Raw genomic sequence first — 21,621 nt, 5'->3', positions numbered from 1 at the left:
TCGGGAGCAACAAGCAGTAGATGACTTCAAGAACAGTAAGTGTCGGCACGGATTCCCTACTCTTGGTGCAGCTAGTGCAACGGCAACGGAACCCCTACTCTTGGCGCAGCTAGTGCAACAGCAACGGAATCCCTACTCTTGGTGCAGCTAGTGCAACAGCAACGGAACCCCTACTCTTGGTGCAGCTAGTGCAACAGCAACGGAACCCCTACTCTTGGCACAGCTAGTGCAACAGCAACGGAATCCCTACTCTTGGTACAGCAGGTGCAATCGGAACTGGAGTCCTCTACTTCAGGCGCAGCTAGTGCAACAGCAACGAGATCCCTACTCTTGGCGCAGCAAGTGCGATCGGAACTGAAGTCCTCTCCCTCAGGCGCAGCTAATGCAAAACTGCAACGAGATCCCTACACACGGAACTGGAGGCCCTTACCTCAGCCGCACCAACAGCAAGCAGCAACTGAATCCCTACGCCGGGAGCAACAGGAGCAGCCAGCGCCGCCGCTCCCCTTCGAAAGCATCACCCAGCACCGCCATCCCCTTAGATAGCGTCACTGGTACCGCTCTCTCCGCTTACTTTTCTTCCATCAGCTGCCGCAGTTTGGCTTCCGTGGTCGTATCCGGAGCTGGCGTATAAATGCTGCACCGCAGATCATCATTTCCGTACACTTTGAGCGACGTGAGCTCATATACCATTTTTCCGGCCTTGGCATGCCGGAATTCCAGATGTACTTCCGGGGCATAGCTGACCTGGCTCTGCTCCCACATCCGATTGAAATCCGGATGCCCCTGCTTCATCTCTTCCAGAAAACGGTCATACCACTCATCCTCGACATATTGACCGTAATAGGACCGGAACATCGACAGGAAGCCGCTGGCGAACTGCTCCCAGTTTACCGCCAGCCGCTGGAACTCCCTGCGGGTGAAAAGCAGCCGGATCATATTCCGCTCCTCGGGCGGAATGCGGTCAAAATCAAGGAACACGTACGCAGCCGCACGGTTCCATCCTACGATGTTGCACATCCGATCCGATATCATGACGGGGCAATATTTCAGCTCAGTGATGATTTTTTGCAGAGACGGGCTGATCTGCACCGCTTCTTGTTTGACCGTATAAGGCTCCGCCCCGCTCTCCAGCGCCAGAGAATACAGGTATCTTCGCTCATCCGCGTTCAGCTGCAGCGCATTGGCGACGCAGTCCAGCACGGACGACGACACCTGGATGTCGCGTCCCTGCTCGAGCCAGGTGTACCAAGTCGTGCTGACACCCGCCAGCTGGGCCACCTCTTCTCTGCGCAAGCCCGGTGTTCTTCTTCGAGTTCCCGGCGGCAATCCGACGGACTCGGGCGAGATTTTGGCACGCTGTCCTTTCAGGAAAGCCGACAAAGCTTGGAGTCTAACCTGGGAATTCATCTTATAAGCCTCCTTCATCCAACTAAGGATAGCAGTATTTATACTAGGATAAACGGTATCTTGTAATAGGATACTACACGTGACATTATAACCTTAAGATTGACAAGTTTTAAAGTCTTAAAGGAGGCTGTTGACATGGAAAGAGTCGTTATCACCGGTATGGGCGTCATATCGCCGCTGGGCCATGATGTTGATACGTTCTGGTCCCGGCTTGTACGAGGAGAGTCCGGTATTACACATATAGAAACTTTGGACACATCAAGACAGAAGGTACAAATAGCAGGTGCCGTAAAGGAATTTGACGCAAACGCGCTGTTCGGCGCAAAAGAAGCTCGGCGGTTGGACCGCTTTTGCCAGTTTGCGCTGGCTGCGGCGGATCAAGCCATAAGCCAGTCGGGACTCGATCTGGATCAGATCGATCATGAGCGGATGGGGGTATACGTCGGCTCCGGCATCGGCGGTATTCAAACGTTAATGAATCAGAGCGACACGCTGTCATCGCGAGGACCCGAGCGGGTAAGCCCTACCCTAGTTCCCATGATGATCCCCAATATGGCGGCAGCGCTCATCAGCATTAAGTACAAAGCGCTGGGTTCTACGCTTGCCCCGGTTACGGCCTGTTCGATCGGCAATACCGCGATCGGCGAGGCTTTCTTTAACATCCAGGCTGGCCGGTCCGACGTGATTATTGCGGGAGGCTCCGAAGCGGCGTTGACCGATATCTCGCTGGCCAGCTTCGCGAACGCAACCGCCCTTTCATCCCGCAACGATGAACCGGTCCGGGCCAGCCGGCCGTTTGATACAGACCGGGACGGATTTGTCATGGCGGAAGGTGCCGGCATCCTCGTCCTGGAGTCGCTCTCCCATGCCTTACGCAGAGGCGCCGTCATTCTGGGCGAGGTCATCGGTTACGGTGCCAGCTCGGATGCCTATCATATGGTCGCCACGCCGGAAGACGGCAACGGCGCGGCACGGGCGATGAAGCTGGCCCTGACCGAGGCGAAACTCGCCCCAGCCGACGTGGATGTCATCAGCGCCCATGCCACAAGCACGGTCATCGGCGACCGTTCGGAGACAGCGGCCATTAAGCAGGTGTTTGGCAAGGAGGCGTACCGTATTCCGGTAACGGCCAACAAGTCGATGACCGGACATATGCTGGGCGCATCCGGAGGCGTGGAGGCCATCGCCCTCGTGAAATCCTTGCAGGAAGGGGTTATACCACCGACCATCAATCTGGAACATGCCGATCCGGCATGCGATTTGGATTACGTACCGAACCAGGCCAGAAACGCCGAGCTTCGGATTGGCATGTCCAATTCCTTCGGCTTCGGCGGACATAATTCGGCGATTGTTATCCAGAAATATGAGCACGAATAACCCACCCGTCTCCGACCCCCGTGAAAACTGGGGTCTTTTTCTTGTTGCGATTCTGGAAGGATGGGCTGAATAATGAGACAGAAATGCATATTAAAATTTTTTTCGCAGAATCAAACTTTTTGCAACACTCGCACGTCTTGCTTCCGTAAGTCAATTGCAATTGATGGTTACCCGCGCGGGCCCAAAGGAGTGTCATATTTACATGAGAGGCGGCCGGAAGCTTGAGAAGCTTCTTATCCAATGCATAACCGAACATCAGGACAGCGCCTACCGGCTGGCATACAGCTACGTTAGAAATAAAGAGGATGCCCTCGATATCGTTCAGGACGCGATCCACAAAGCATTTATATCCATGGAAAAGCTGAAGCAGACGGGTTCTTTAAAAAGCTGGTTTTTCCGAATTATTGTAACAACCTCCCTCGATTTCATTAGAAAACAGAAAAAAGTCCACGTCATGGACGACGAGAACCTGGAGGTTATATTACCCGGCAGCCATGACCACTATCCAAATCTGGATCTGGCCCAATCTTCGGAGGAGTTACCCGACAAATATCGGGTCGTCATTATACTCCGGTTTTTTGAAGATATGAAGATTGAGGAAATTGCCGAAGTGCTCCATGAGAACGTCAGCACGGTGAAAACGAGATTATACCAAGGACTACAGAGACTGCGGGTGAACTTAAGCGAGGAAGATCAAGAGGAGGCACAACGATAATGCATGACAAGCTGAATAGGATGAAAGAGCAGTACGAGAGCACTCCTATTCCTGACGAACTAAGCTCGATTGTCAACAAGACCATAGCAACCAGACGAAAAAAAAATAGAGCGCTGCCCTGGCTCGCTAGTAGCGCAGCTGCATGCATCCTGCTGTTCGCCGGAGTGAATACTAGCCCTGCCTTCGCCAAGGCCATGTCCGATGTGCCGGTTCTGGGCCATATCATCAAGGTGATCACCATTCGTGAATATGCCGAGCAAGACGATAACACGGAAGTGCATATCGAAACACCCGGCATTGCCAACCTAGGAAATACGGAGCTTGAGCAAACCCTGAATAACAAATACCTGGAAGAAAACAAGAAACTGTATGAGAACTTCAAAGACGAAGTGGCCCTATTAAATAAAGAAGGCGACGCGCATCTGAGTCTTACTAGCGGTTATGAAGTGATCACCGACAATGAACAACTGCTGACGCTTTCGCGTTATATTGTCGAATCTGCTGGAGGCTCTGCCGAATCCAGAAAATACGATACGATCGACAAGAAGAACCAGATGGTGATCACGCTGCCAAGTCTGTTCAAGGATGATCGTTATATCCAGGTCATCAGCGACAATATCAAGGAGCAGATGCGCCGTCAGATGCAGGCTAATCCGGACAACATCTACTGGGTTGAGCAGCCTGGCGTGGAGAACGATGCATCAGAGGATCTGTTCCAAGCGATCGCCAAGGACCAAAATTTCTATATCAACCAAGACGGTAAACTGGTCATCAGCTTCAATGAATACGAAGTTGCACCCGGCTATATGGGCGTCGTGGAATTTACGATCCCAACGGAAGTAATCGCAGACCAACTCGTCAGCAGCGAATACATCCGATAGATCAAGGCGAGCGGCAGATCACAAATAGTAAATATCAAACCATATACCTGGAGGTAATATATCATGAAAAAAACAATGAAACACACAACCCCAATCACCAAAACCCTGGCGGCTGCCGGATTAGCGGGCATCCTTATGATCTCCGCTTCGGGTCTGCCATCCGCTCATGTCCATGCCGAAACCAAAGCTGCAGCGAGCACGAATCGGGTGACCGCTCCAGCCGTTGCCCCGCAACTGGTAACATCCAAAACGCTGCAATCCAAGGAAAAATGGCTGGAAACCAATATTAAGATCCCTGTATTCCAAGGTTTGACTGACACCAAATATCAAGACCAGGTGAATGACATTATCGAATCCCATGCTTTCAAGGATATGGACAAATGGGAGAAAGAAGCGGCGGAAGCTGCTGCAAATGCACAAAAGAACGGCTATACCATGCACCCTTATCAGCTGAACATCACTTATGAGCTTACATCGGATGGCAAAGACGGCAGCTTGATCTCCCTTAAGGTCATCACCGAAGGCATCGGGATGAACAATGGCGATCCTCGCGTGGATACGTACAACTTCACGAACGAAGCCGAAGCACAGCGCGTGACGCTTGAAGACCTGTTCGGCAAGGATTACAAATCCATCGTGGATCAAGCGGTCAAAACGGCGATTGCCGCTGATCATGACCATTACTTCGCGAACGAAGACGGGTTTCAAGGCATAAACGCGGAGCAATCCTTCTATGTCGCGGACGGAAAGGCCTATATCGTATTCCAAAAATACAGCATCGCCCCTGGAGCCACAGGTACACCGGAATTTGCCGTAAAGCTGCCGGGTAAAGGATCCGACATAAAGCCCGCTGCAGCCGTATTGAAATCAAGCGCTTATTACAAAGATAACAACGGAAAATTCATGGTTCAGGTATCCGTGCTGCGCCAGCTTCAGTTCAATGTCAAGTGGAACGGCAAGAGCAAAACCACGGAAATCTCCAAGGGAGCCGTCTGGAGCGCGGTGAAGCTGAACAAGGATGCCTACACTTTCGGCAAAATGGCCCCACGTTCGCTGGGCTCGGCTCCTGTCATGAAAAAAGGCCACGTCTATGTTCCGCTTGCTTTCCTGACAGACATTCTGAATCTGAATGCAGATCAAAGCAAGCATGGCCAGATTACGGTAACCGCTGCAAAATAACATAGAAACTACCCCATTCAAAGTCTGCGCCTCCTGCACGGGATCTTTCCTAAGCAGGGACAGCACAGTCTGCGGTAAAAAAGAGGCCCTCTCCAACACGGAGACGGCCTCTTCATATTTTCATGTTAAGTTAGAATCGTTTACCTCAAGCGAGACCTTCCGAGCCTTGTCGTAGCGCAAAATCCCGTCAACAATACCCCAACGTCAATGCTTCTCCAGCCTGGCCGCCCCATTCATCATCCATCAGATACCGGGCTAGAACCCTTTCTCCCTCATGTACAAAAGTGAGACGATAATACACTTCTTCATCCTCGCAAATCTCAAAATACAGTGCATATCGCCCTGCTTGCAGCGGAAGCTCAATAGCGGCGTGTGACATGACGGACAACAGCTCCAGCTTCCCGGGATCCAGAACGTCAAACGGCACGACCATCCGCCGCTGCGCGTTCGGATCTTCGATGAACGCCTCCTTCAAGGCCAGCTTCACCCAGGCGCCGAAAGCATCATCAGGGATAGGATCAAAGGTGAGATAACCGGGATGAATGACAACGCCCTGTTTGATATTGGTTTCTCCCCATTGGCACAAATCCTCATCAAAGTCCCGAGAGCGGACTTGGATCTGATGGTGCGAAATGGTGAGGTCCACCTCTTGGGTCATTTTCGTATGCTGCATATGTAAAACACCTCGCTTTTGGGATACCTGCTTTTCTATTAAGCCGCTCCAGATGGATCGTGGCCAGCCTGCGTTCCTTATCCACCTGGACCCGCATGCTGATGCCCAGCTTCTCCTCGAACACAATCGGGTGACATTCAGATACTTGTCCTCTACGACTCCCGATCCTCCTTGGCCGTTGGAACGTGTCATGCCTGCGGTGATTATTTCTTTGACCATCTCCCCATCCGCCTTGGCGTCCGGATCATATGTGAATACCGGCTTTTTTATCAGCTGGTATTTGGTCAGGACCACCTCATTCTGAAAAAGCCCATACGTGCGCGCAATAAAGTAACCGGGTATCAACAACGTGGCTGCCACCAGTATGATCACTCCCCAGAGGACCGCCAGCCTTTCATGCTAAATCATATCGACGAACTCCAGCTTCCCAAAACGCGAAGGAATATGGTAATTCACCTCACCGGTTGGGCTCCACGCCTGATACTCCCGGTTTCCTTGGATGTCCTCATCAATGCGGTAAAAATTCACGTTCCAGCTTCGCCCCCCTTGCAGGGGATTCTTGAAGTTCGCAGCCGGAATGCGAATATCATAAATCATATTTCCGTTACCGTCATGCTCTACCGACGTCTGAAGACCGGCAAGATCCCACTTCACATCGCTGCTTGTGATCGATTTTCGTCCATCGCTTTGGATCAAGGCGTCAAAAACAATATTGTTCGGACTCACCTCAAGCTCGATATATTCCATTCCCGTTCCTGCTTCGTCTATAAACAATTCCACGACATCCTGTTCATACAGCGGATCATCCCGATGCTGGTACTCCGATACGATATGAGAATCCTGGCAAACAAACCGTACATAAAAGTAGTCGGAGCTCCAGCAGGCGCGAACCTCGGTCGCTTCCTTCGCAGCAAGCCCGGTCACGGTATCGCTCAGGGCTACCGCTTCATACCGGTCCCAATCAATGTTCCCACGATGCTCTCCCTGCTGGATGTATAGGGCGGGCTTGCATGGATAAATTGCCGTATAATGCATGATCATCCCTCCGAAAAAAGTTCAATGGTTAGTCTATCCTCTATGATAAGACATACAGATTCGGTTAGCTATTCCATGGTAAGAATAAAGAACATAGGGGAAATCCCATCTTTTGCTCTATGTCCCCATAGTGAAAATAAGCGCATGCTGTGCTACAATAATAAAATTGCAAACTCTAGGGAGGGTTATGGATTCGCCATGCTCATAATTGGTATCGCCGGCGGCACCGGATCGGGCAAAACGACGGTTGCCCGCTCTGTCATTGACCGTCTTGGTTCAGATAAAGTCACTTTTATTTCGCAGGATAACTATTACAAGGATCATAAGGAGCTCAGTTTCGAGGAACGCGAAGCGATTAACTATGATCATCCGTTCGCCTTTGACAACGAGCTGCTCGTCGAACATCTCGGCATTTTGAAAACCGGACAACCCGCATTCGCGCCGGTGTATGATTTTACCGCTCATGCCCGTTTCACGGATCAGACCATCGAACTGAAGCCGAACAACATCGTCATCATTGAAGGCCTGCACGTGCTGTCCGATGAGAATCTGCGCAAGCTGCTTCACATTAAAGTGTTTGTGGATACCGATCCCGATGTACGCCTGCTTCGCCGGGTCGTCCGCGATATCGAGGACCGCGGCCGGACCATCCAGTCGATCCATAATCAGTATCTGACAACCGTCAAGCCGATGCATGAGGCGTTCATCGAACCCTCCAAGAAGTACGCCGACCTGATCATTCCCGAAGGCGGAGAGAATGAAGTCGGTATTCGCCTGCTCTCCATCTTGACCGAGAAATATTTGACCGGCGACCGCACATTGTCGGGTGAATCATAGGACAAGCCTGCGTATCAGCAGTTTGGCAGCATGGAAAAGCCCACAGGACCATTTAAGTTAAAGGTCTGTGGGCTTTTTGGTGTTATCCGTGTCAATTGCGTTAGGATTGCATAACCCGCTCGTCATGTTTGCGTTCTTCCACTTCCACGTTTGTTGGGTTTCTGTGTTCTTGCTTTCCGGAATGTTCGTTCCATGTTCGTTCTCGGTGTTCTTGCTTTCCGAATTGTTGCGTCTCCGCATCTACTGCGGTTTACTGCATTTCCTGCATTTCCTGTATTTCCTGTATTTCCTGTATTTCCTGCACTTTCAGCATTTCCGACGCCTCTTTTGTCCCCGGTCCTCTCAAAAACGTTCAGCTCCCTGCGCTGAAGCCGTCAAACGTGCGGATCGTAATCCGCAACCACCAGCACATCCATATGCCTTGCGCTTCTTAGCAGGCCCCGGATCATTCTCCGCTGGGCGTACAGCTTCCATCCGGCCATCTGCGGCTGTCCGATAATCAACTGGGTAGCCTTGACCGCATCTGCTGCTGCGACCAATTGGGAAGAAACGGCGCGGGTTGGCCCCTTGTTTACCGGCAGCACGGTGAACGTTCCCCCGAGACGTTCCGTTAACGTCTGAAGCGCCGTCAGGCGCTGTTCGTCATCAAGAGACAGACTGTGATGCCGCTCCAGAGGGAATGCCACATACCAGGCCGCTTTCAGCCGATGGGCGATCCGGAAGCCGCGGCGAATGAGCCGTTCTCCCTGGGGACCTTCACCAATCATGACATAGATAACCTCCTCGCGACGCCACGGCCCCCGCAGCGAGCTGCTGCGCTGCCATGACTCCAGTCTCTCGTCTACATCATCCGCAATTTCTCTTAAGGCAAGCTCTCTTAAGGCAATGAGGTTTCCCGTCTTAAAAAAATGGCCAAGGGCTTGCGGGATTTTCTCCGGCGCATAAATTTTCCCGTCCTTCATCCGCTGCCGCAGCGACTCCGGCGTAACGTCGATGAGCTGAACCTCATCGGCCGATTGCAGAATATGATCCGGCACCGTCTCGCGAACACGAACGCCGGTCATTTGCTTGACGGCATCATTCAAGCTCTCCAAATGCTGCACGTTCATGGTCGTAATGACGGAGATGCCGGCCGACAAAATATCCAGCACGTCTTCATACCGTTTCTTGTGCTTGCTTCCGGGAACATTCGTATGCGCCAGCTCATCCACAAGAACTACGTCAGGCCTGCGACGAAGGATCTCATCGGTATCCATCTCCTCAAGGCGTGATCCCTGGTAGTCCATCCCTTTGCGAGGAAGAACCTCAAGATCACCGATCTGTGATCGCGTATCCATCCGTCCGTGTGTCTCCAACAGTCCGGTAAGAACCGTCAATTCCTTCTTTAGCAGATCATTGCCTTCGCGCAGCATCGCAAACGTCTTGCCCACGCCCGGGGCAGCCCCGATATAGACTTTAAACCGCCCGCGTTTGACCTGCTCCATCTTCCGGTCCAGCTCTTGCTCATTCAATCGGTGAAACGAATCGGAGGAAACTCGCCGAGGATGGATCTGCGCCGGGATGATCCATTCTCCGTCATGCGCCGCCCGATCCGCCACAATAAAAATATCGATCCCGCGCGTTTTCTTCAGCAGATCCTGAAGGAGCGAGCCCTGCCGCATCTCCTGCGGGCGGGTCTGCTTCGAATGACCCAGCACAATGCGGGTCACATGGTGCTCCAACGCATATTGAACAAGCACGTCGGCCAGCTTCCTACGCGAGCGGAGAGGAAGCTCTTCAAGCTTGACGCCGATACGCTCGGACAGTTTCAGCAAAGATCGCTTGAAGGCCGCCTGCTCTTTCGTGAGCTCTAACCTCGGATTCACAAACGTAACGGCCATAAGCTCACCGTTCAATCTCTTCGCGATCTGCTGTCCGCGCCGCATATAGATGGATCCGTTCCAATGGTATTGGGTGGATACCAGTATTCGCTCATGGGTACCCGATGGACCGACCAATCCCCGTTCCTTGCGGTGGCGCTCCAGCGAGTGGTTTACCCCTTCGGCTACAAGGCGAAGCGTTAGCTCCCGAAGCACGGCCAAATTACCCTCCTTCCATAAGCTTCCACCCCCGAGCAAGCCGCCTTGTGCCCGCTCCAGCATCGTTTCAGGCGTTACATCAATAAGCACCACCTCGTCCGCATTTTCTAGCGTATCGGCAGGAACCGTATAACTAGCCTTAATGCCTGTCAGCTTGACTGCAATATCCTGGACGTCATCCAGCTCATGCACATTGACCGTCGTGATCACGCTAATTCCCCGGCTTAACAGAAATCGGATGTCATCCAGCCGCGTAGCATGCTTCGCCCCCTTCCGATTCCGGTGGGCAAGCCCATCGACAAGCACCACCTCCGGGTTGCGCTGCACCAGCAGGTCCAGATCAAGATCCTTCTTCTTTACGCCGTCCTCCACCCAATGGATGCTGGGCACCCGCTCCAGATTCCGGACCTGCTCGACCGTTCCCGGACGCTGCATCGTGGATACCGCGCATATGACAACATCGATGCCCTGCAGTTTCAAGGTATGTCCTTCGCGAAGCATATGATAGGTTTTCCCCGAACCGCTTACGGCCCCGATATATACCTTAAGCCTTCCATGGTGGAATTTGGCAATCGACCTTAAGATTTCCTCCGGTGATTTTCTCCGAAAGAGGTCCATGATCAATCAAGAAGCTCGGCAAGCGCCAGGTTCAGCTTCAACACATGGACACGCGGTTCACCGAACACGCCCAAGTCCCGTCCCTCTGTGTGCTCCTCTACCAACTGATTAAGCTCTGCCTCCGTAATTCCGGTCAGCTTGCTGATCCGCGGAATCTGAATATTCGCGGCCTGCGGCGAGATGTGTGGATCCAATCCGGAGGCGGAATTCGTAACCAGATCCATCGGAACCTTGCTCACCGGAACGTCCGGGTTGCTCTCCTTCCACGCTTCAATCGAAGCCTTCGTCCGATCGATCAGGTCCGGGTTGGAAGGTGCATAGTTATTGCTGCCTGAGCCGGCTCCGTTATATTCAATGCTGGACACCCTGCCGTGAAAATACTGAGGCTCCGTAAAGTTCTGGCCGATCAATTCCGATCCGACCACCTTTCCGCCGGAATCCGTGACCAAGCTGCCGCCGGCTTGCTTCGGCATGAGCAGCTGCGCCGCTCCCGTCGTAATCAGCGGATAGAGAACCCCGCATAACACGATAAATACAAGGCTCGTTCTTAGGGCCATGCCCAGAGAGACGCGGACTGCCCCCGCCCCGGCGCGGGTTGCAGCGGATGATTTTTGCAATGGATTATTCATGGTTCCTCGATCCCTTCCTTCATATCTTCCACATAAACCATTTTCGAGTTATCTCTATTCCCCGGTACGATTATCATATCTAGATCCATAGATGGACAATCATGTCGATCAGCTTAATTCCGAGGAACGGTACGATCACGCCGCCTAAGCCATAGACCAGCACATTGCGCTGGAGCAGCTTCGACGAGCTCATCGGTTTATAGGCTACGCCCCTCATCGCAAGCGGAATGAGCAGCGGAATAATGATCGCGTTAAAGATCAGCGCCGACAGAATCGCCGACATGGGGGAACCCAATCTCATGACGTTCAGAACATTCATGCTCGGTATGGCAGCTGCGAACATCGCTGGAATGATGGCGAAATATTTGGCGACATCGTTCGCGACGCTGAACGTGGTCAGCGCGCCACGCGTCATTAGCAGCTGCTTGCCGATGGCAACCACCTCGATAATCTTCGATGGATCCGAATCCAGATCCACCATATTGGCTGCTTCCTTGGCTGCGGTGGTACCGCTGTTCATCGCCAGCCCCACATCGGCCTGGGCCAGCGCCGGGGCGTCGTTCGTACCGTCACCAGTCATCGCAACCAGCTTGCCTTCGGCTTGTTCTCGGCGGATGACGGCAATCTTATCCTCGGGCTTGCTCTCGGCGATATAATCATCGACGCCTGCTTCTCGGGCAATCGTTGCTGCGGTGAGCGGATTGTCGCCCGTGCACATAATCGTCTTGATGCCCATCCGGCGCAGCTGGTCAAACCGTTCCTTCATTCCCGGCTTCACGGTATCCTTCAAGTAGATTAGACCATAGATGCGGTTATCCACGGCAACAGCGAGCGGGGTTCCGCCCTCTGTCGCGATGGCGTCAGCGTTTGGCGTCAAATCCAAAGGGATGGAGCCTCCTTGCGACAGCGCCCAAGCTTTGACGGCATCTACCGCACCCTTGCGGACTTTTCGCCCATCCTTAAGGTCCATCCCACTCATCCGGGTCTCTGCCTTAAATTCGATGAAATCCGCCTCAGCCGTCATGCTTGCATCTGCTTCGAGACCTTCCTGCTTCAGCAGCTCCAGCACGGAACGTCCTTCCGGCGTTTCATCCAGCAGCGAGCTCACGCCCGCCCATTGCGAAAGCGATGCATGCGATTCGCCGCCGACGGGAATCAGCTGGCTGGCCATCCGGTTCCCGAACGTAATGGTACCCGTCTTATCCAGAATCATCGTATTGATGTCACCGGCTGCCTCCACCGCCTTGCCCGACATCGCCAGCACATTGAACTGCGTCACCCGGTCCATGCCGGCAATCCCGATCGCCGACAGCAATCCCCCGATCGTGGTCGGGATGAGGCATACCAGCAGCGAGATCAGCACCGGAACGGACAGCTCGATGCCAAGATACTTCGCAATTGGAGCGAGCGTAACGACAACGATCAGGAATATCAGCGTTAAGACGATCAACAGCGTATTCAGCGCAATTTCATTCGGCGTCTTCTGGCGAGAGGCTCCTTCAACAAGCGAGATCATCCGGTCGATAAACGATTCCCCGGGATCGCTCGTAATCCGGACGCGGATCGTATCGCTGACAACCCGCGTCCCCCCGGTGACCGAGCTGAAATCGCCGCCGGCTTCTTTAATGACGGGGGCGGACTCGCCGGTAATCGCCGATTCGTCAACGGACGCAAGGCCCGCAATGACTTCCCCATCCCCGGGAATCATCTCGCCCTGCGTGACGATCACGATATCTCCTTTGCGAAGATCCGTGGAGGGCACGGATTGCACCCCTCCGTTCTCCATCACTTTATGTGCCGTCATTTCCTGCTTCGACTGCTTAAGGGAATCGGCCTGCGCCTTTCCGCGTCCTTCGGCAAGCGCCTCTGCGAAGTTTGCAAACAGCAGCGTCAACAGCAGAATGACAAATACCGTCACATTAAATCCGATACTGCCCTCTGTCCCGAAATAGGATGGAAATAACGTCATCAACAAAACAACCAGAGTCCCGGCCTCCACAACAAACATGACCGGATTTCTCATCATCAGGACGGGATTCAGCTTCGTGAAGCTGTCCTTCAGCGCCTGACGGACCATCTCTTGGGACATCGCTTTTTTTCTCGTATTATTCATGGAAATAGCCACCTTTTCTATTAACGGATCGTCAGATGCTCAGCAATCGGACCGAGCACAAGTACTGGCAGGAAGGTCAATGCACCGATAATCAGAACCACCGCGATCAGAATGCCGGCAAACAGCTTATTATCTGTCCGGAACGTCCCGAGCGTCTCGGGAACCCATTGCTTCCGCATCAACGAGCCGCCCACTGCCAGCAAGGCGATCATCGAAATGTAACGTCCGAATAGCATGACCAGTCCAGTTGTCACATTCCAGAACGGCGTGTTATCCGACAGACCCTCAAATCCGGAACCGTTATTGGCTGCGGAAGACGTGTATTCGTACAATACCTGGGAGATGCCATGAAAGCCCGCATGGGCAATGCCCGCCTGCCCTGCATCCGTCATCAACGCAAGTGCGGTCGGAGCCAGAATGATCAATGGATGCACCAGGATAACAACCGCAATTAGCTTCATCTCCCGCGCCTCTATTTTTCTCCCTAGAAATTCGGGTGTTCGGCCAACCATAAGACCAGCCAGGAACACCGCCAATATCGCATACATGAGCATGTTCATCAGCCCGACGCCTTTTCCGCCAAAAACGGAGTTCAGCATCATCAGGGACAGCGGCGTAATCCCGCCAAGCGGCGTGAGCGTATCATGCATGTTGTTAACCGACCCGGTCGTGGCCGCAGTCGTCACCGTGGTGAACAGAGAGGATTGGGCGATTCCGAACCGGACCTCCTTGCCCTCCATGCTGCCTTGGGAGGTATCCATGCCCAGCCGGTTCAGCGCCGGATTGCCGTTCGTTTCAGCCGCATAGTTCAAGGACAGGAATCCGATAAACAAGGTCATCATCACCGAGAAAATAATCCAGCCCTGCTTGCGGCTCTTCGCGAACAAACCAAATGTGTAAGGAAGCGCCGCCCCGAGGCTCCACATGCACAGAATCTCGATCACATTGGTCAGCGGGGACGGGTTCTCGAACGGATGCGCCGAGTTGGCCCCCATAAACCCGCCCCCATTGGTGCCCAGATGCTTGATCGATTCCAGCGCAGCCACCGGTCCCACAGCTATTTGCTGCTCGCTTCCTTGAAGCGTCGTGACGCTGAGCGCAGGCTGCAAAGTCTGCGGCACCTGCAGTGCAACCAGCACCATCGCAATGATAAATGCGGCCGGGATGAACACCCGGGTGTGGGCTTTGACGAAATCCTCAAAAAAGTTGCCGACGGTTGTACCCTTGCTGGTCACCGCCCGGATAAACGCAATCGCCACGCACAGCCCGGTCGCCGCGGACGTGAACATCATCATGGTAATGACGGCCATCTGGGCCATATAGGATAACCCCGACTCCCCGCTGTAATGCTGGAGATTCGTATTCGTCATAAAGCTGATGATCGTATTGAACGACAAGGTCGATTCCATATCGTCGATGCCGTTCGGGTTGAAGGGCAATACGCTCTGCATGCGCAGAATCAAATACCCCGCCGCGACCAGCACAATATTCGTTACCACAAAGCTAATGGCATAGCCTTTCCATGTCATTCCCTTGCGTTCTTTCAAGCCAATCAGTGCGAAGATCGGTTTCTCCAACCAGGAGAACCATTTATCCGTGCCGTTCCCCTCATTGCGAAACACCTGATATAGATAAGTTCCGAGCGGCTTTACCAGCAGCACCAGAACGAGAATTACGATGGCAATTTGTAAAATGCCCATGACGAATGCCTTCCTCCTTCAGCTGTTTCCCTAGAATTTTTCAGGGTGAATCAACGCGTAAATCAAATATAGAAAAATAAAGAGCGTGCATATTAAAATGATCGTCACGATTAATCCACCTCCGGTTCCGAAACCACGCGTCCGCACCAGGACATAAATAGCATGAGCAGCCCGTAGGTTCCTCCCAAGATAAGCACCATATATAAATCCTGCATGAATACAACCTCCTAAAACCTCATGGTCACATCAGCCAAGACGCTTAGCTGACAATGGATGAAATCAGGAAGGATACCTGATGATGGTTCGTATGAAGCACCACATCGGCACCCAGTCCCCTGTATATCAATCGCGGATTGCTGGAATGGGTAATCACATAAATCGACTCCGTCGTCCATGTCCGGCAGATCCGTAAATAGCGGCAGCACAGGTTCAAGCTGCTCTCGAACAAATACACCTTGCTCACGGGAAACTCGGGAATGATCCAGGTTTGTTCATCCCTTGTATCGATAACAATCATGTTGGTGCAGCCTAGTTCTCGCAGCCTCTCCTGCTCAACCCGGTTGTTGGCTATGGCCGCAAACGAAATGTCCATATAGATCAGCTGGCGGATAAATTGTTCCCCGGCCTTGTTCGGCGCGGATACCAGAATAAACTCCTGCGGTTTCTCCATCTTTTGTTCTCCTCCTAAGAAGTTCAGAAAGAGAAGACAACAACAAAGAAGCCTGGGGAAAGAGAAGAACTCTTCCCGCAGGCTTCTTCATCAGAACACGGTGAAATACACCGTGGCCCAAGTCCACGACAATCGTTGCCCCTCTCGATACGCTTACGAGGTTAGCTGACGGATTCGGGCGTGAGAGTCGCCCTACCCATAGACCGTTATCTTGTCCATGGGATTCACCCCTGAGAGATCAAGTTCATCTCCCGACTGGTTCCCCCGTTCCTTTTCCATTCAAGGACTCAGCGAAAATTACAAACGAGTAGCATGTTATTCTATTAGCCATTGACTAACATCCAGGTCCGGCAAAACAGCACAGCATCAGGTTCAAGCGGTGAGAGTCGCTTCAACCTGCATTTCCAGCGAAGGCCCATGGTGCCCTCGCCCGAGATTCGATCCATAAAGAGCCCGGCAGCTCTCACACAGCCTTTAGTTCTTCATGGAACGGCTGCCCGTATGCCTGCCGCCGATGTCCGTCAATTCATAGTTCGTATCATACGTCCGGCCTTGCAGGAAGTAAATGTGAGCAAAAACACATGTAGCGTTATGTCGAACAGGATCCGACCGATTTTTCTCGATTATCTCTTGAATTCTGCTCTATACTATGTATTTCTCTTGTTTTCTTGCATTTATCGCAATCTATCGAGATACCGCGATTTTGCCATGATAATAGATGTCACGGCCGAATGTACGCGTTTTCTTTTACGGTTTTCATCGATTTTCGGAATGTATCCGTTCAATATGGCCATTTACTTTTAGAGTCCTCCGGCGTATGATTCATCCATCATTCGAAACATTCGTTTACGCTGAGCTCCCGAGCCTTGAGCGAAGCGGCCACTGTAGCAGGGCCTCTAACGATAAATAGGCCTGGAGAGCGGGGTTACTCTGCTCACCAGGCCTATTTATCGTGCATATAACATTCCCATAAAGGAGCGCAGATCATGACGAAACTCATCGAGGCGGCACTAGCCCCCGTCATCGAAACCGCAACGCCTGCATTAAATGCAGAGCTCATCCGCTGCATGGAGATATTTCGTTTCGACCGGGGCTCGGCTGAACGCTTTATCCCCTGGAGCGACCGAGATTGGAACTGCGGGTTGTTCAAAATCAGCTGCAAAGACGCGGCCGGGTATGCCGAATATGCGCTGCCAAGCACAAGAGAATTCGCGGATCTGGTCCGCTGGGCATCCGTCTTTACGAGGCTGAGGGGTATGCCCGTTACCGGGGCCGTTCGTTATGCCCAGAAGCAGCAGCAGTGGGGATCCGCACGAATGCAGCTCGCCGCATCAGCCCTCGCCGATCTGGAGGCCAATCTGCAACAGCACATCACCCGTAAGCGATTAGGCAGCCTGCCGCTGGAGCGTTCCTTCCTGATGGACTGCTCGGAGGCGTATTATTCCTTCTAGGACAGCTGCTAGAAAGAGCTGCCGTTCTCGCTTCCATTGCAATTGGCCGTTTTCCCCCGCTCACTTGAACATATTTTTGAGCACCATCATCAGGTTGGCCGGCTTCTCTGCCAGCCGCCGGGTGAAATACGGGTACCACATCGTTCCGTAGGGCATATAACACCGGATACGGTAGCCGTCCTGTGCCAGGGCAGCCTGATCATTCATCCTCAGTCCGTACAGCATCTGAAATTCATAGTCCTGTTTGTCTATGCGGCTCTGCTCGGCAAACACCTTCACCCAGTCGATGATGTTGTCGTCGTGCGAAGCAATCGCGACGTAGGCTCCCTGATCAAAATGCATTTTGATCAACTTCTTATAGTTGTCAATGACCTCCCGCTTCTGCTGAAAGGCGATGGTTCCCGGCTCTTTGTACGCCCCCTTGACCAACCGCAGATTTACGCCGGCATGCATCAAATTCTTGACGTCCTCCTCCGTACGGAACAAGTAAGCTTGCATTACGGTCCCCACGTTGGTCAGCCCCTCCTTATGGAGCCGCAGCGTCATATCAATCGTCGCCTGGGTGTACGGCGAATCCTCCATATCCAGACGAACGAAATTGCGGTGCTCTTTCGCCTTTTTCGCCACCATTTTGATGTTCTCGTACGCCTTCTCCAGATCCAGCGCCATGCCCATCTGCGTCGGTTTCAGCGATACGTTCGACTGCACTCCACGCCTCGCGATCCCTTCCACCAGCTTCAAATATTCCTCCCGATACCCGGCTGCTTCGTCCAGCGTCCGGATGCCCTCCCCCAGATGGTCCAGCGTGACAAGAATGCCCTTCGCGTTCAGCCTCTCGATTTCATCCAGCGCCTCATTCAAGGTATCGCCGGCAATGAATCGGCCCGCCAATTTCCGGCCGTACTTGATCGACAACCATTTCACGAGTTTATTGCCGGACACCGTGAGGATCACTTTACGGTAAAGCTCGGTTCCGTCCATGCGCGCGCCCCCTCTGCAAGGTAAACCAAAATGCACTCTATCTAACTCATATGCAAAAATCATGACGGCATGCAGGAAGACATACATATCTTACATAGAGGTTTTCACCAGGAGTTCCTAACCATGCCACCATGACGCATTCGCAGCTGGACCATTGGCCAGAAGCTTCGATTCATATCATGTTAAGGAGGGGCCTCCCCATGCGAGCATCTTTTCGGAACGAACCATTTATGGACTTCAACAACGAATGGAACAACAAGTTATACGACGCGGCGTTATCCGGGGTCGAAGCCGAGCTTGGCCAATCGTACCCAATGGTCATCGGCGGTGCCAAAATCCATACGGAGCGCACCGCAAATTCGGTCAATCCGTCGCGCAAACACCAAGTCATCGGCGTCGTGTCCCAAGCGAATACCGAGCTTGCCGAACAAGCCATTCAGACGGCAGCGCGCACCTTTGAGACGTGGAAGCACACCGAGCCGAGCGAACGGGCACGCTATCTGTTCAAGGCCGCGGCGATCATGCGGCGGCGCAAGCTCGAGTTCTCCGCGCTCATGACTCTCGAAGCCGGCAAGTCGCGTGCCGAAGCCGACGCGGATACGGCCGAAGCGATCGATTTCATGGAATTCTATGCACGCGAAATGCAGCGCCTGAGCGCGCCCCAGCCGCTGACGGTTCACGAGGAGGAAGAGAATCATCTCTATTACATCCCGCTTGGCGTCGGCATCGTCATTCCGCCGTGGAACTTCCCGCTCGCGATTATGGCTGGCATGACCACGGCTGCCATCGTCTCCGGCAATACCGTTGTGCTGAAGCCTGCCAGCACCACGCCGGTCATTGCCGCCAAATTCGTGGAGCTCCTGGAAGAGGTCAGCCTGCCTCCGGGCGTCGTTAATTTCCTGCCTGGACCGGGTCAGGAAGTGGGGGACTATCTGGTGGATCACCCATTGACCAGGTTTATCAGCTTTACGGGGTCACGCGACGTCGGACTGCGGATTCAGGAACGCGCAGCCAAGACGCAGCCGGGGCAACGATGGATCAAGCGCGTCATCGCCGAAATGGGCGGGAAAGACGCAATCATCGTGGACAACGAAGCCGATTTGGAGCTCGCGGCGGACGCGATTACCGCTTCCGCATTCGGCTTCTCCGGTCAGAAATGCTCCGCCTGCTCCAGAGCCATCGTGCACGAGGACGTCTATGATATCGTGCTGCAGAAGGTGATCGACCGCTCCAAGAAGCTGGTGATCGGAAGCCCCTCCAATGCCGAGGCTCAGGTAGGACCCGTCATCGACGATAAGGCGTACCGTAAAATTCTCGACTATATTGAAATCGGAAAAAGTGAAGGGAAGCTGGTACTGGGCGGATTCCCGGGCGATCCGGAGGGGTATTTCATACAGCCGACGATCTTCGCGGACGTCGCCAGCACCGCCCGTATTTCCCAGGAGGAAATCTTTGGTCCGGTCGTGGCCTTCACGAAGGCAGCCTCCTTCGACGAAGCGATCCGATTCGCCAACAATACCGATTACGGGCTGACCGGCGCGGTGATCTCGAACAACCGCGCGCACCTGGAACAGGCCCGGCGCGACTTCCATGTCGGCAACCTGTATTTGAACCGGAAATGCACCGGCGCCTTGGTAGGCATCCACCCGTTCGGCGGCTTCAATATGTCCGGGACCGATTCCAAAGCCGGCGGGCGCGACTACCTGCTCCTGTTTACACAGGCAAAGGCGGTGTCGGAGCGATTCTGATTACGACATGTAAAGAAACCTCTCCATGACAATGGAGAGGTTTCTTTATGTACAGCGATTCTTTTACTGGCTTTACGCCTTAACCTTGCCCTTAATCTCCCGGACCACCTTGCCCTCGAACGATTGATTCATCCAGTACGCAAGATGAATGCCTTCCTCACCAAAGGTGCATTCCGTGGTTAAGTAGAATGGCGTCTCTGTCAGTCGGATGGTCAGCTTCAACGTCCGTTCATCCTTCCAGGTCATGGAGGCAGCATATTCATTATCCGCCATCATGATCAGCTTCGTGGTTCCCGTCTTCCACGCGTTGCGACCACAGACAACCGAATTGACGCCGTGTTCCCCCTCAAGCTCCATTACCGCGCCGTCATCATCAAACCGGACGGAGAACGAACGCAGCTTCGCCTCATTCTCTTCGAGATCATAGACGATCCCGGAGACTTCCTTCTCGACCGGGGATGCCGCTTCTTCGCTTGGCGGATTCAGCTTAAGCTCTTGCAGCGTTTCGGTAAGAGAAGCCTCCGCTCCGGTGTCGATCGGCAGCGCATCAGGCCTCATCGAAGGTTGCAGATGCTCCCATGCTTCATCTAACACGGCCTGCATATCCCCGAGGCCGGAGGTAATCGCTATGACCGCATCCTGCTCCGGCAGCACGACGCAGAATTGTCCGAATGCGCCGTCGCCGCGGTAAGCCCCGTGTCGGCACATCCAGAATTGATAGCCGTACCCTTCGGTCCAATCCGAAGAGGAATCCGCAGGTCCGTTGGATATCTGTTTGGAGGTCGCCTCCTCGATCCACGCCTCCGGGATCAGCCGCTGGCCTTCCCATAAGCCCTTCTGAAGATAAAGCTGACCGAACTTGGCAATGTCCTCGGTCTTCAGCTTAAGTCCCCAGCCGCCGGTGTTGATTCCCTGCGGACAGCTTTCCCATGTGGCTCCATGAATGCCTAGCGGGTCGAACAGGCGGGGCTGCAAATAATCCAGCAGCGTGATGCCGGTAACCTTTTGCAGAATGGCCGAAAGCATGTACGTCGCTGCGCTGTTGTATACAAAGTGGGTACCGGGCTCATGCTCTACCGCTTGTTTAAGGAAATCAGCCGTCCAAATATCGGACGGCATGGCAGGCTCCTGCGCGTGTCCGGTCCCCATGATGAGCAAGTCGCGTATCGTCATCGCGGACAGATTCGGGGAGGGATCTTCAGGAGCGTATTCCGGAAAGAAGCCGATCACCCGGTCCTCCAGCGCAATCTGTCCCTCTTGGGCCAGAAGTCCGATCGCGGTAGAAGTAAAGCTCTTGCTTAACGAGAACAGCATATGCGGTTTGTCCGCCTGATACGGCTTCCACCAGCCTTCCGCCACGACATGTCCATGCCGTACCAGCATGAAGCTGTGGAGTTCAAGCTCCTTTTCCTGAATCGATCGGATAAAGCGTTCGATTGACTGAGATGAGATTCCTTGATTTTCGGGGGTGCTTCTTGGCAATAATTGAACCGTTTTCATGTTCATCTTCCTTTCGCCTCTCCCTG

At 53.4% G+C, this 21,621-nt stretch carries 18 protein-coding genes and 1 riboswitch; of the genes, 7 read left to right on the top strand and 11 right to left on the bottom strand.

What is annotated here, in order from left to right:
* Positions 1 to 570 precede the first annotated feature (570 nt).
* A complete protein-coding gene (locus DP091_RS15755) occupies positions 571 to 1,410 on the bottom strand; it encodes a helix-turn-helix transcriptional regulator (RefSeq protein ID WP_113059185.1) in 840 nt (279 codons plus the stop codon).
* Positions 1,411 to 1,545: 135 nt separating this feature from the next.
* Between DP091_RS15755 and fabF the strand changes: the two genes are divergently transcribed.
* The 4 genes from fabF (at position 1,546) to DP091_RS15735 (ending at position 5,562) form a co-directional block, all read left to right on the top strand.
* Entirely contained in the window at positions 1,546 to 2,787 is a 1,242-nt protein-coding gene (fabF, locus tag DP091_RS15750) for a beta-ketoacyl-ACP synthase II (RefSeq protein ID WP_113059184.1), read from the top strand.
* Between the two features lie 202 nt (positions 2,788 to 2,989).
* Complete coding sequence (locus DP091_RS15745) at positions 2,990 to 3,502, top strand: RNA polymerase sigma factor SigV (protein WP_113059183.1); 513 nt, start codon at positions 2,990 to 2,992, stop codon at positions 3,500 to 3,502.
* The gene (gene rsiV, locus DP091_RS15740) at positions 3,502 to 4,383 is read left to right on the top strand and encodes an anti-sigma-V factor RsiV (protein ID WP_113059182.1); all 882 of its coding nucleotides are present in this window, start codon (positions 3,502 to 3,504) and stop codon (positions 4,381 to 4,383) included. Before DP091_RS15745 ends, rsiV begins: the two co-directional genes overlap by 1 nt.
* A gap of 63 nt (positions 4,384 to 4,446) precedes the next feature.
* Positions 4,447 to 5,562: a stalk domain-containing protein gene (locus DP091_RS15735; RefSeq protein WP_113059181.1), complete on the top strand. Its 1,116-nt coding sequence runs from the start codon at positions 4,447 to 4,449 to the stop codon at positions 5,560 to 5,562.
* 187 nt (positions 5,563 to 5,749) lie between these two features.
* Here DP091_RS15735 and comJ read toward each other — a convergent pair whose 3' ends face one another.
* Positions 5,750 to 6,595, bottom strand: coding sequence for a competence protein ComJ (gene comJ / locus DP091_RS31905; protein ID WP_258394549.1), 846 nt, complete (start codon positions 6,593 to 6,595; stop codon positions 5,750 to 5,752).
* A gap of 39 nt (positions 6,596 to 6,634) precedes the next feature.
* A complete protein-coding gene (locus DP091_RS15720) occupies positions 6,635 to 7,270 on the bottom strand; it encodes a carbohydrate-binding family 9-like protein (RefSeq protein ID WP_113059179.1) in 636 nt (211 codons plus the stop codon).
* A gap of 198 nt (positions 7,271 to 7,468) precedes the next feature.
* Here DP091_RS15720 and udk point away from each other — a divergent pair, with 198 nt between their 5' ends.
* Entirely contained in the window at positions 7,469 to 8,107 is a 639-nt protein-coding gene (udk, locus tag DP091_RS15715) for a uridine kinase (RefSeq protein ID WP_071219124.1), read from the top strand.
* Between the two features lie 374 nt (positions 8,108 to 8,481).
* On the opposite strand, the gene DP091_RS15705 is transcribed toward udk, so the two are convergent.
* From DP091_RS15705 to DP091_RS15680, 6 genes are all read right to left on the bottom strand, one after another.
* On the bottom strand, positions 8,482 to 10,803 hold the full coding sequence (locus DP091_RS15705) for a histidine kinase (RefSeq protein ID WP_113059177.1): 2,322 nt from the start codon (positions 10,801 to 10,803) through the stop codon (positions 8,482 to 8,484).
* A 2-nt stretch (positions 10,804 to 10,805) separates the two neighbouring features.
* On the bottom strand, positions 10,806 to 11,432 hold the full coding sequence (gene kdpC / locus DP091_RS15700) for a potassium-transporting ATPase subunit KdpC (protein WP_113059176.1): 627 nt from the start codon (positions 11,430 to 11,432) through the stop codon (positions 10,806 to 10,808).
* Positions 11,433 to 11,511: 79 nt separating this feature from the next.
* Positions 11,512 to 13,545 (bottom strand): potassium-transporting ATPase subunit KdpB, encoded by a 2,034-nt coding sequence (kdpB, locus tag DP091_RS15695; protein WP_113059175.1) that lies wholly within the window; start codon positions 13,543 to 13,545, stop codon positions 11,512 to 11,514.
* A gap of 20 nt (positions 13,546 to 13,565) precedes the next feature.
* The gene (kdpA, locus tag DP091_RS15690) at positions 13,566 to 15,245 is read right to left on the bottom strand and encodes a potassium-transporting ATPase subunit KdpA (protein ID WP_113059174.1); all 1,680 of its coding nucleotides are present in this window, start codon (positions 15,243 to 15,245) and stop codon (positions 13,566 to 13,568) included.
* 30 nt (positions 15,246 to 15,275) lie between these two features.
* Positions 15,276 to 15,353, bottom strand: coding sequence for a potassium-transporting ATPase subunit F (locus tag DP091_RS32335; protein ID WP_373456925.1), 78 nt, complete (start codon positions 15,351 to 15,353; stop codon positions 15,276 to 15,278).
* 151 nt (positions 15,354 to 15,504) lie between these two features.
* The gene (locus tag DP091_RS15680; RefSeq protein WP_113059172.1) at positions 15,505 to 15,915 is read right to left on the bottom strand and encodes a hypothetical protein; all 411 of its coding nucleotides are present in this window, start codon (positions 15,913 to 15,915) and stop codon (positions 15,505 to 15,507) included.
* 136 nt (positions 15,916 to 16,051) lie between these two features.
* Positions 16,052 to 16,218: riboswitch (cyclic di-AMP (ydaO/yuaA leader) on the bottom strand.
* A gap of 683 nt (positions 16,219 to 16,901) precedes the next feature.
* Between DP091_RS15680 and DP091_RS15675 the strand changes: the two genes are divergently transcribed.
* Entirely contained in the window at positions 16,902 to 17,366 is a 465-nt protein-coding gene (locus tag DP091_RS15675) for a hypothetical protein (protein WP_113059171.1), read from the top strand.
* A 60-nt stretch (positions 17,367 to 17,426) separates the two neighbouring features.
* On the opposite strand, the gene DP091_RS15670 is transcribed toward DP091_RS15675, so the two are convergent.
* Positions 17,427 to 18,347, bottom strand: a complete 921-nt coding sequence (locus tag DP091_RS15670; protein WP_113059170.1) for a proline dehydrogenase family protein — start codon at positions 18,345 to 18,347, stop codon at positions 17,427 to 17,429.
* Between the two features lie 200 nt (positions 18,348 to 18,547).
* Between DP091_RS15670 and pruA the strand changes: the two genes are divergently transcribed.
* Entirely contained in the window at positions 18,548 to 20,095 is a 1,548-nt protein-coding gene (gene pruA / locus DP091_RS15665; RefSeq protein ID WP_113059169.1) for an L-glutamate gamma-semialdehyde dehydrogenase, read from the top strand.
* 72 nt (positions 20,096 to 20,167) lie between these two features.
* Here pruA and DP091_RS15660 read toward each other — a convergent pair whose 3' ends face one another.
* Positions 20,168 to 21,595: a serine hydrolase domain-containing protein gene (locus DP091_RS15660; protein WP_258394547.1), complete on the bottom strand. Its 1,428-nt coding sequence runs from the start codon at positions 21,593 to 21,595 to the stop codon at positions 20,168 to 20,170.
* Between the last annotated feature and the right edge of the window lie 26 nt (positions 21,596 to 21,621).

Source organism: Paenibacillus sp. MDMC362 (assembly GCF_003269305.1).
In the GTDB taxonomy this organism is placed as follows: Bacteria; Bacillota; Bacilli; order Paenibacillales; family Paenibacillaceae; genus Paenibacillus_AQ.
The sequence above is the reverse complement of the archived record's forward strand: the minus strand, read 5'-3'. Positions and strand labels throughout refer to the sequence as shown.

Excerpts from the sequence above, each read along its gene's own strand:
- DP091_RS15755 (WP_113059185.1), bottom strand. The coding sequence starts at position 1,410 with ATGAATTCCCAGGTTAGACTCCAAGCTTTGTCGGCTTTCCTGAAAGGA.
- fabF (WP_113059184.1), top strand. The coding sequence starts at position 1,546 with ATGGAAAGAGTCGTTATCACCGGTATGGGCGTCATATCGCCGCTGGGC.
- DP091_RS15745 (WP_113059183.1), top strand. The coding sequence starts at position 2,990 with ATGAGAGGCGGCCGGAAGCTTGAGAAGCTTCTTATCCAATGCATAACC.
- rsiV (WP_113059182.1), top strand. The coding sequence starts at position 3,502 with ATGCATGACAAGCTGAATAGGATGAAAGAGCAGTACGAGAGCACTCCT.
- DP091_RS15735 (WP_113059181.1), top strand. The coding sequence starts at position 4,447 with ATGAAAAAAACAATGAAACACACAACCCCAATCACCAAAACCCTGGCG.
- DP091_RS15720 (WP_113059179.1), bottom strand. The coding sequence starts at position 7,270 with ATGCATTATACGGCAATTTATCCATGCAAGCCCGCCCTATACATCCAG.
- udk (WP_071219124.1), top strand. The coding sequence starts at position 7,469 with ATGCTCATAATTGGTATCGCCGGCGGCACCGGATCGGGCAAAACGACG.
- DP091_RS15705 (WP_113059177.1), bottom strand. The coding sequence starts at position 10,803 with ATGGACCTCTTTCGGAGAAAATCACCGGAGGAAATCTTAAGGTCGATT.
- kdpC (WP_113059176.1), bottom strand. The coding sequence starts at position 11,432 with ATGAATAATCCATTGCAAAAATCATCCGCTGCAACCCGCGCCGGGGCG.
- kdpB (WP_113059175.1), bottom strand. The coding sequence starts at position 13,545 with ATGAATAATACGAGAAAAAAAGCGATGTCCCAAGAGATGGTCCGTCAG.
- kdpA (WP_113059174.1), bottom strand. The coding sequence starts at position 15,245 with ATGGGCATTTTACAAATTGCCATCGTAATTCTCGTTCTGGTGCTGCTG.
- DP091_RS15680 (WP_113059172.1), bottom strand. The coding sequence starts at position 15,915 with ATGGAGAAACCGCAGGAGTTTATTCTGGTATCCGCGCCGAACAAGGCC.
- DP091_RS15675 (WP_113059171.1), top strand. The coding sequence starts at position 16,902 with ATGACGAAACTCATCGAGGCGGCACTAGCCCCCGTCATCGAAACCGCA.
- DP091_RS15670 (WP_113059170.1), bottom strand. The coding sequence starts at position 18,347 with ATGGACGGAACCGAGCTTTACCGTAAAGTGATCCTCACGGTGTCCGGC.
- pruA (WP_113059169.1), top strand. The coding sequence starts at position 18,548 with ATGCGAGCATCTTTTCGGAACGAACCATTTATGGACTTCAACAACGAA.
- DP091_RS15660 (WP_258394547.1), bottom strand. The coding sequence starts at position 21,595 with ATGAAAACGGTTCAATTATTGCCAAGAAGCACCCCCGAAAATCAAGGA.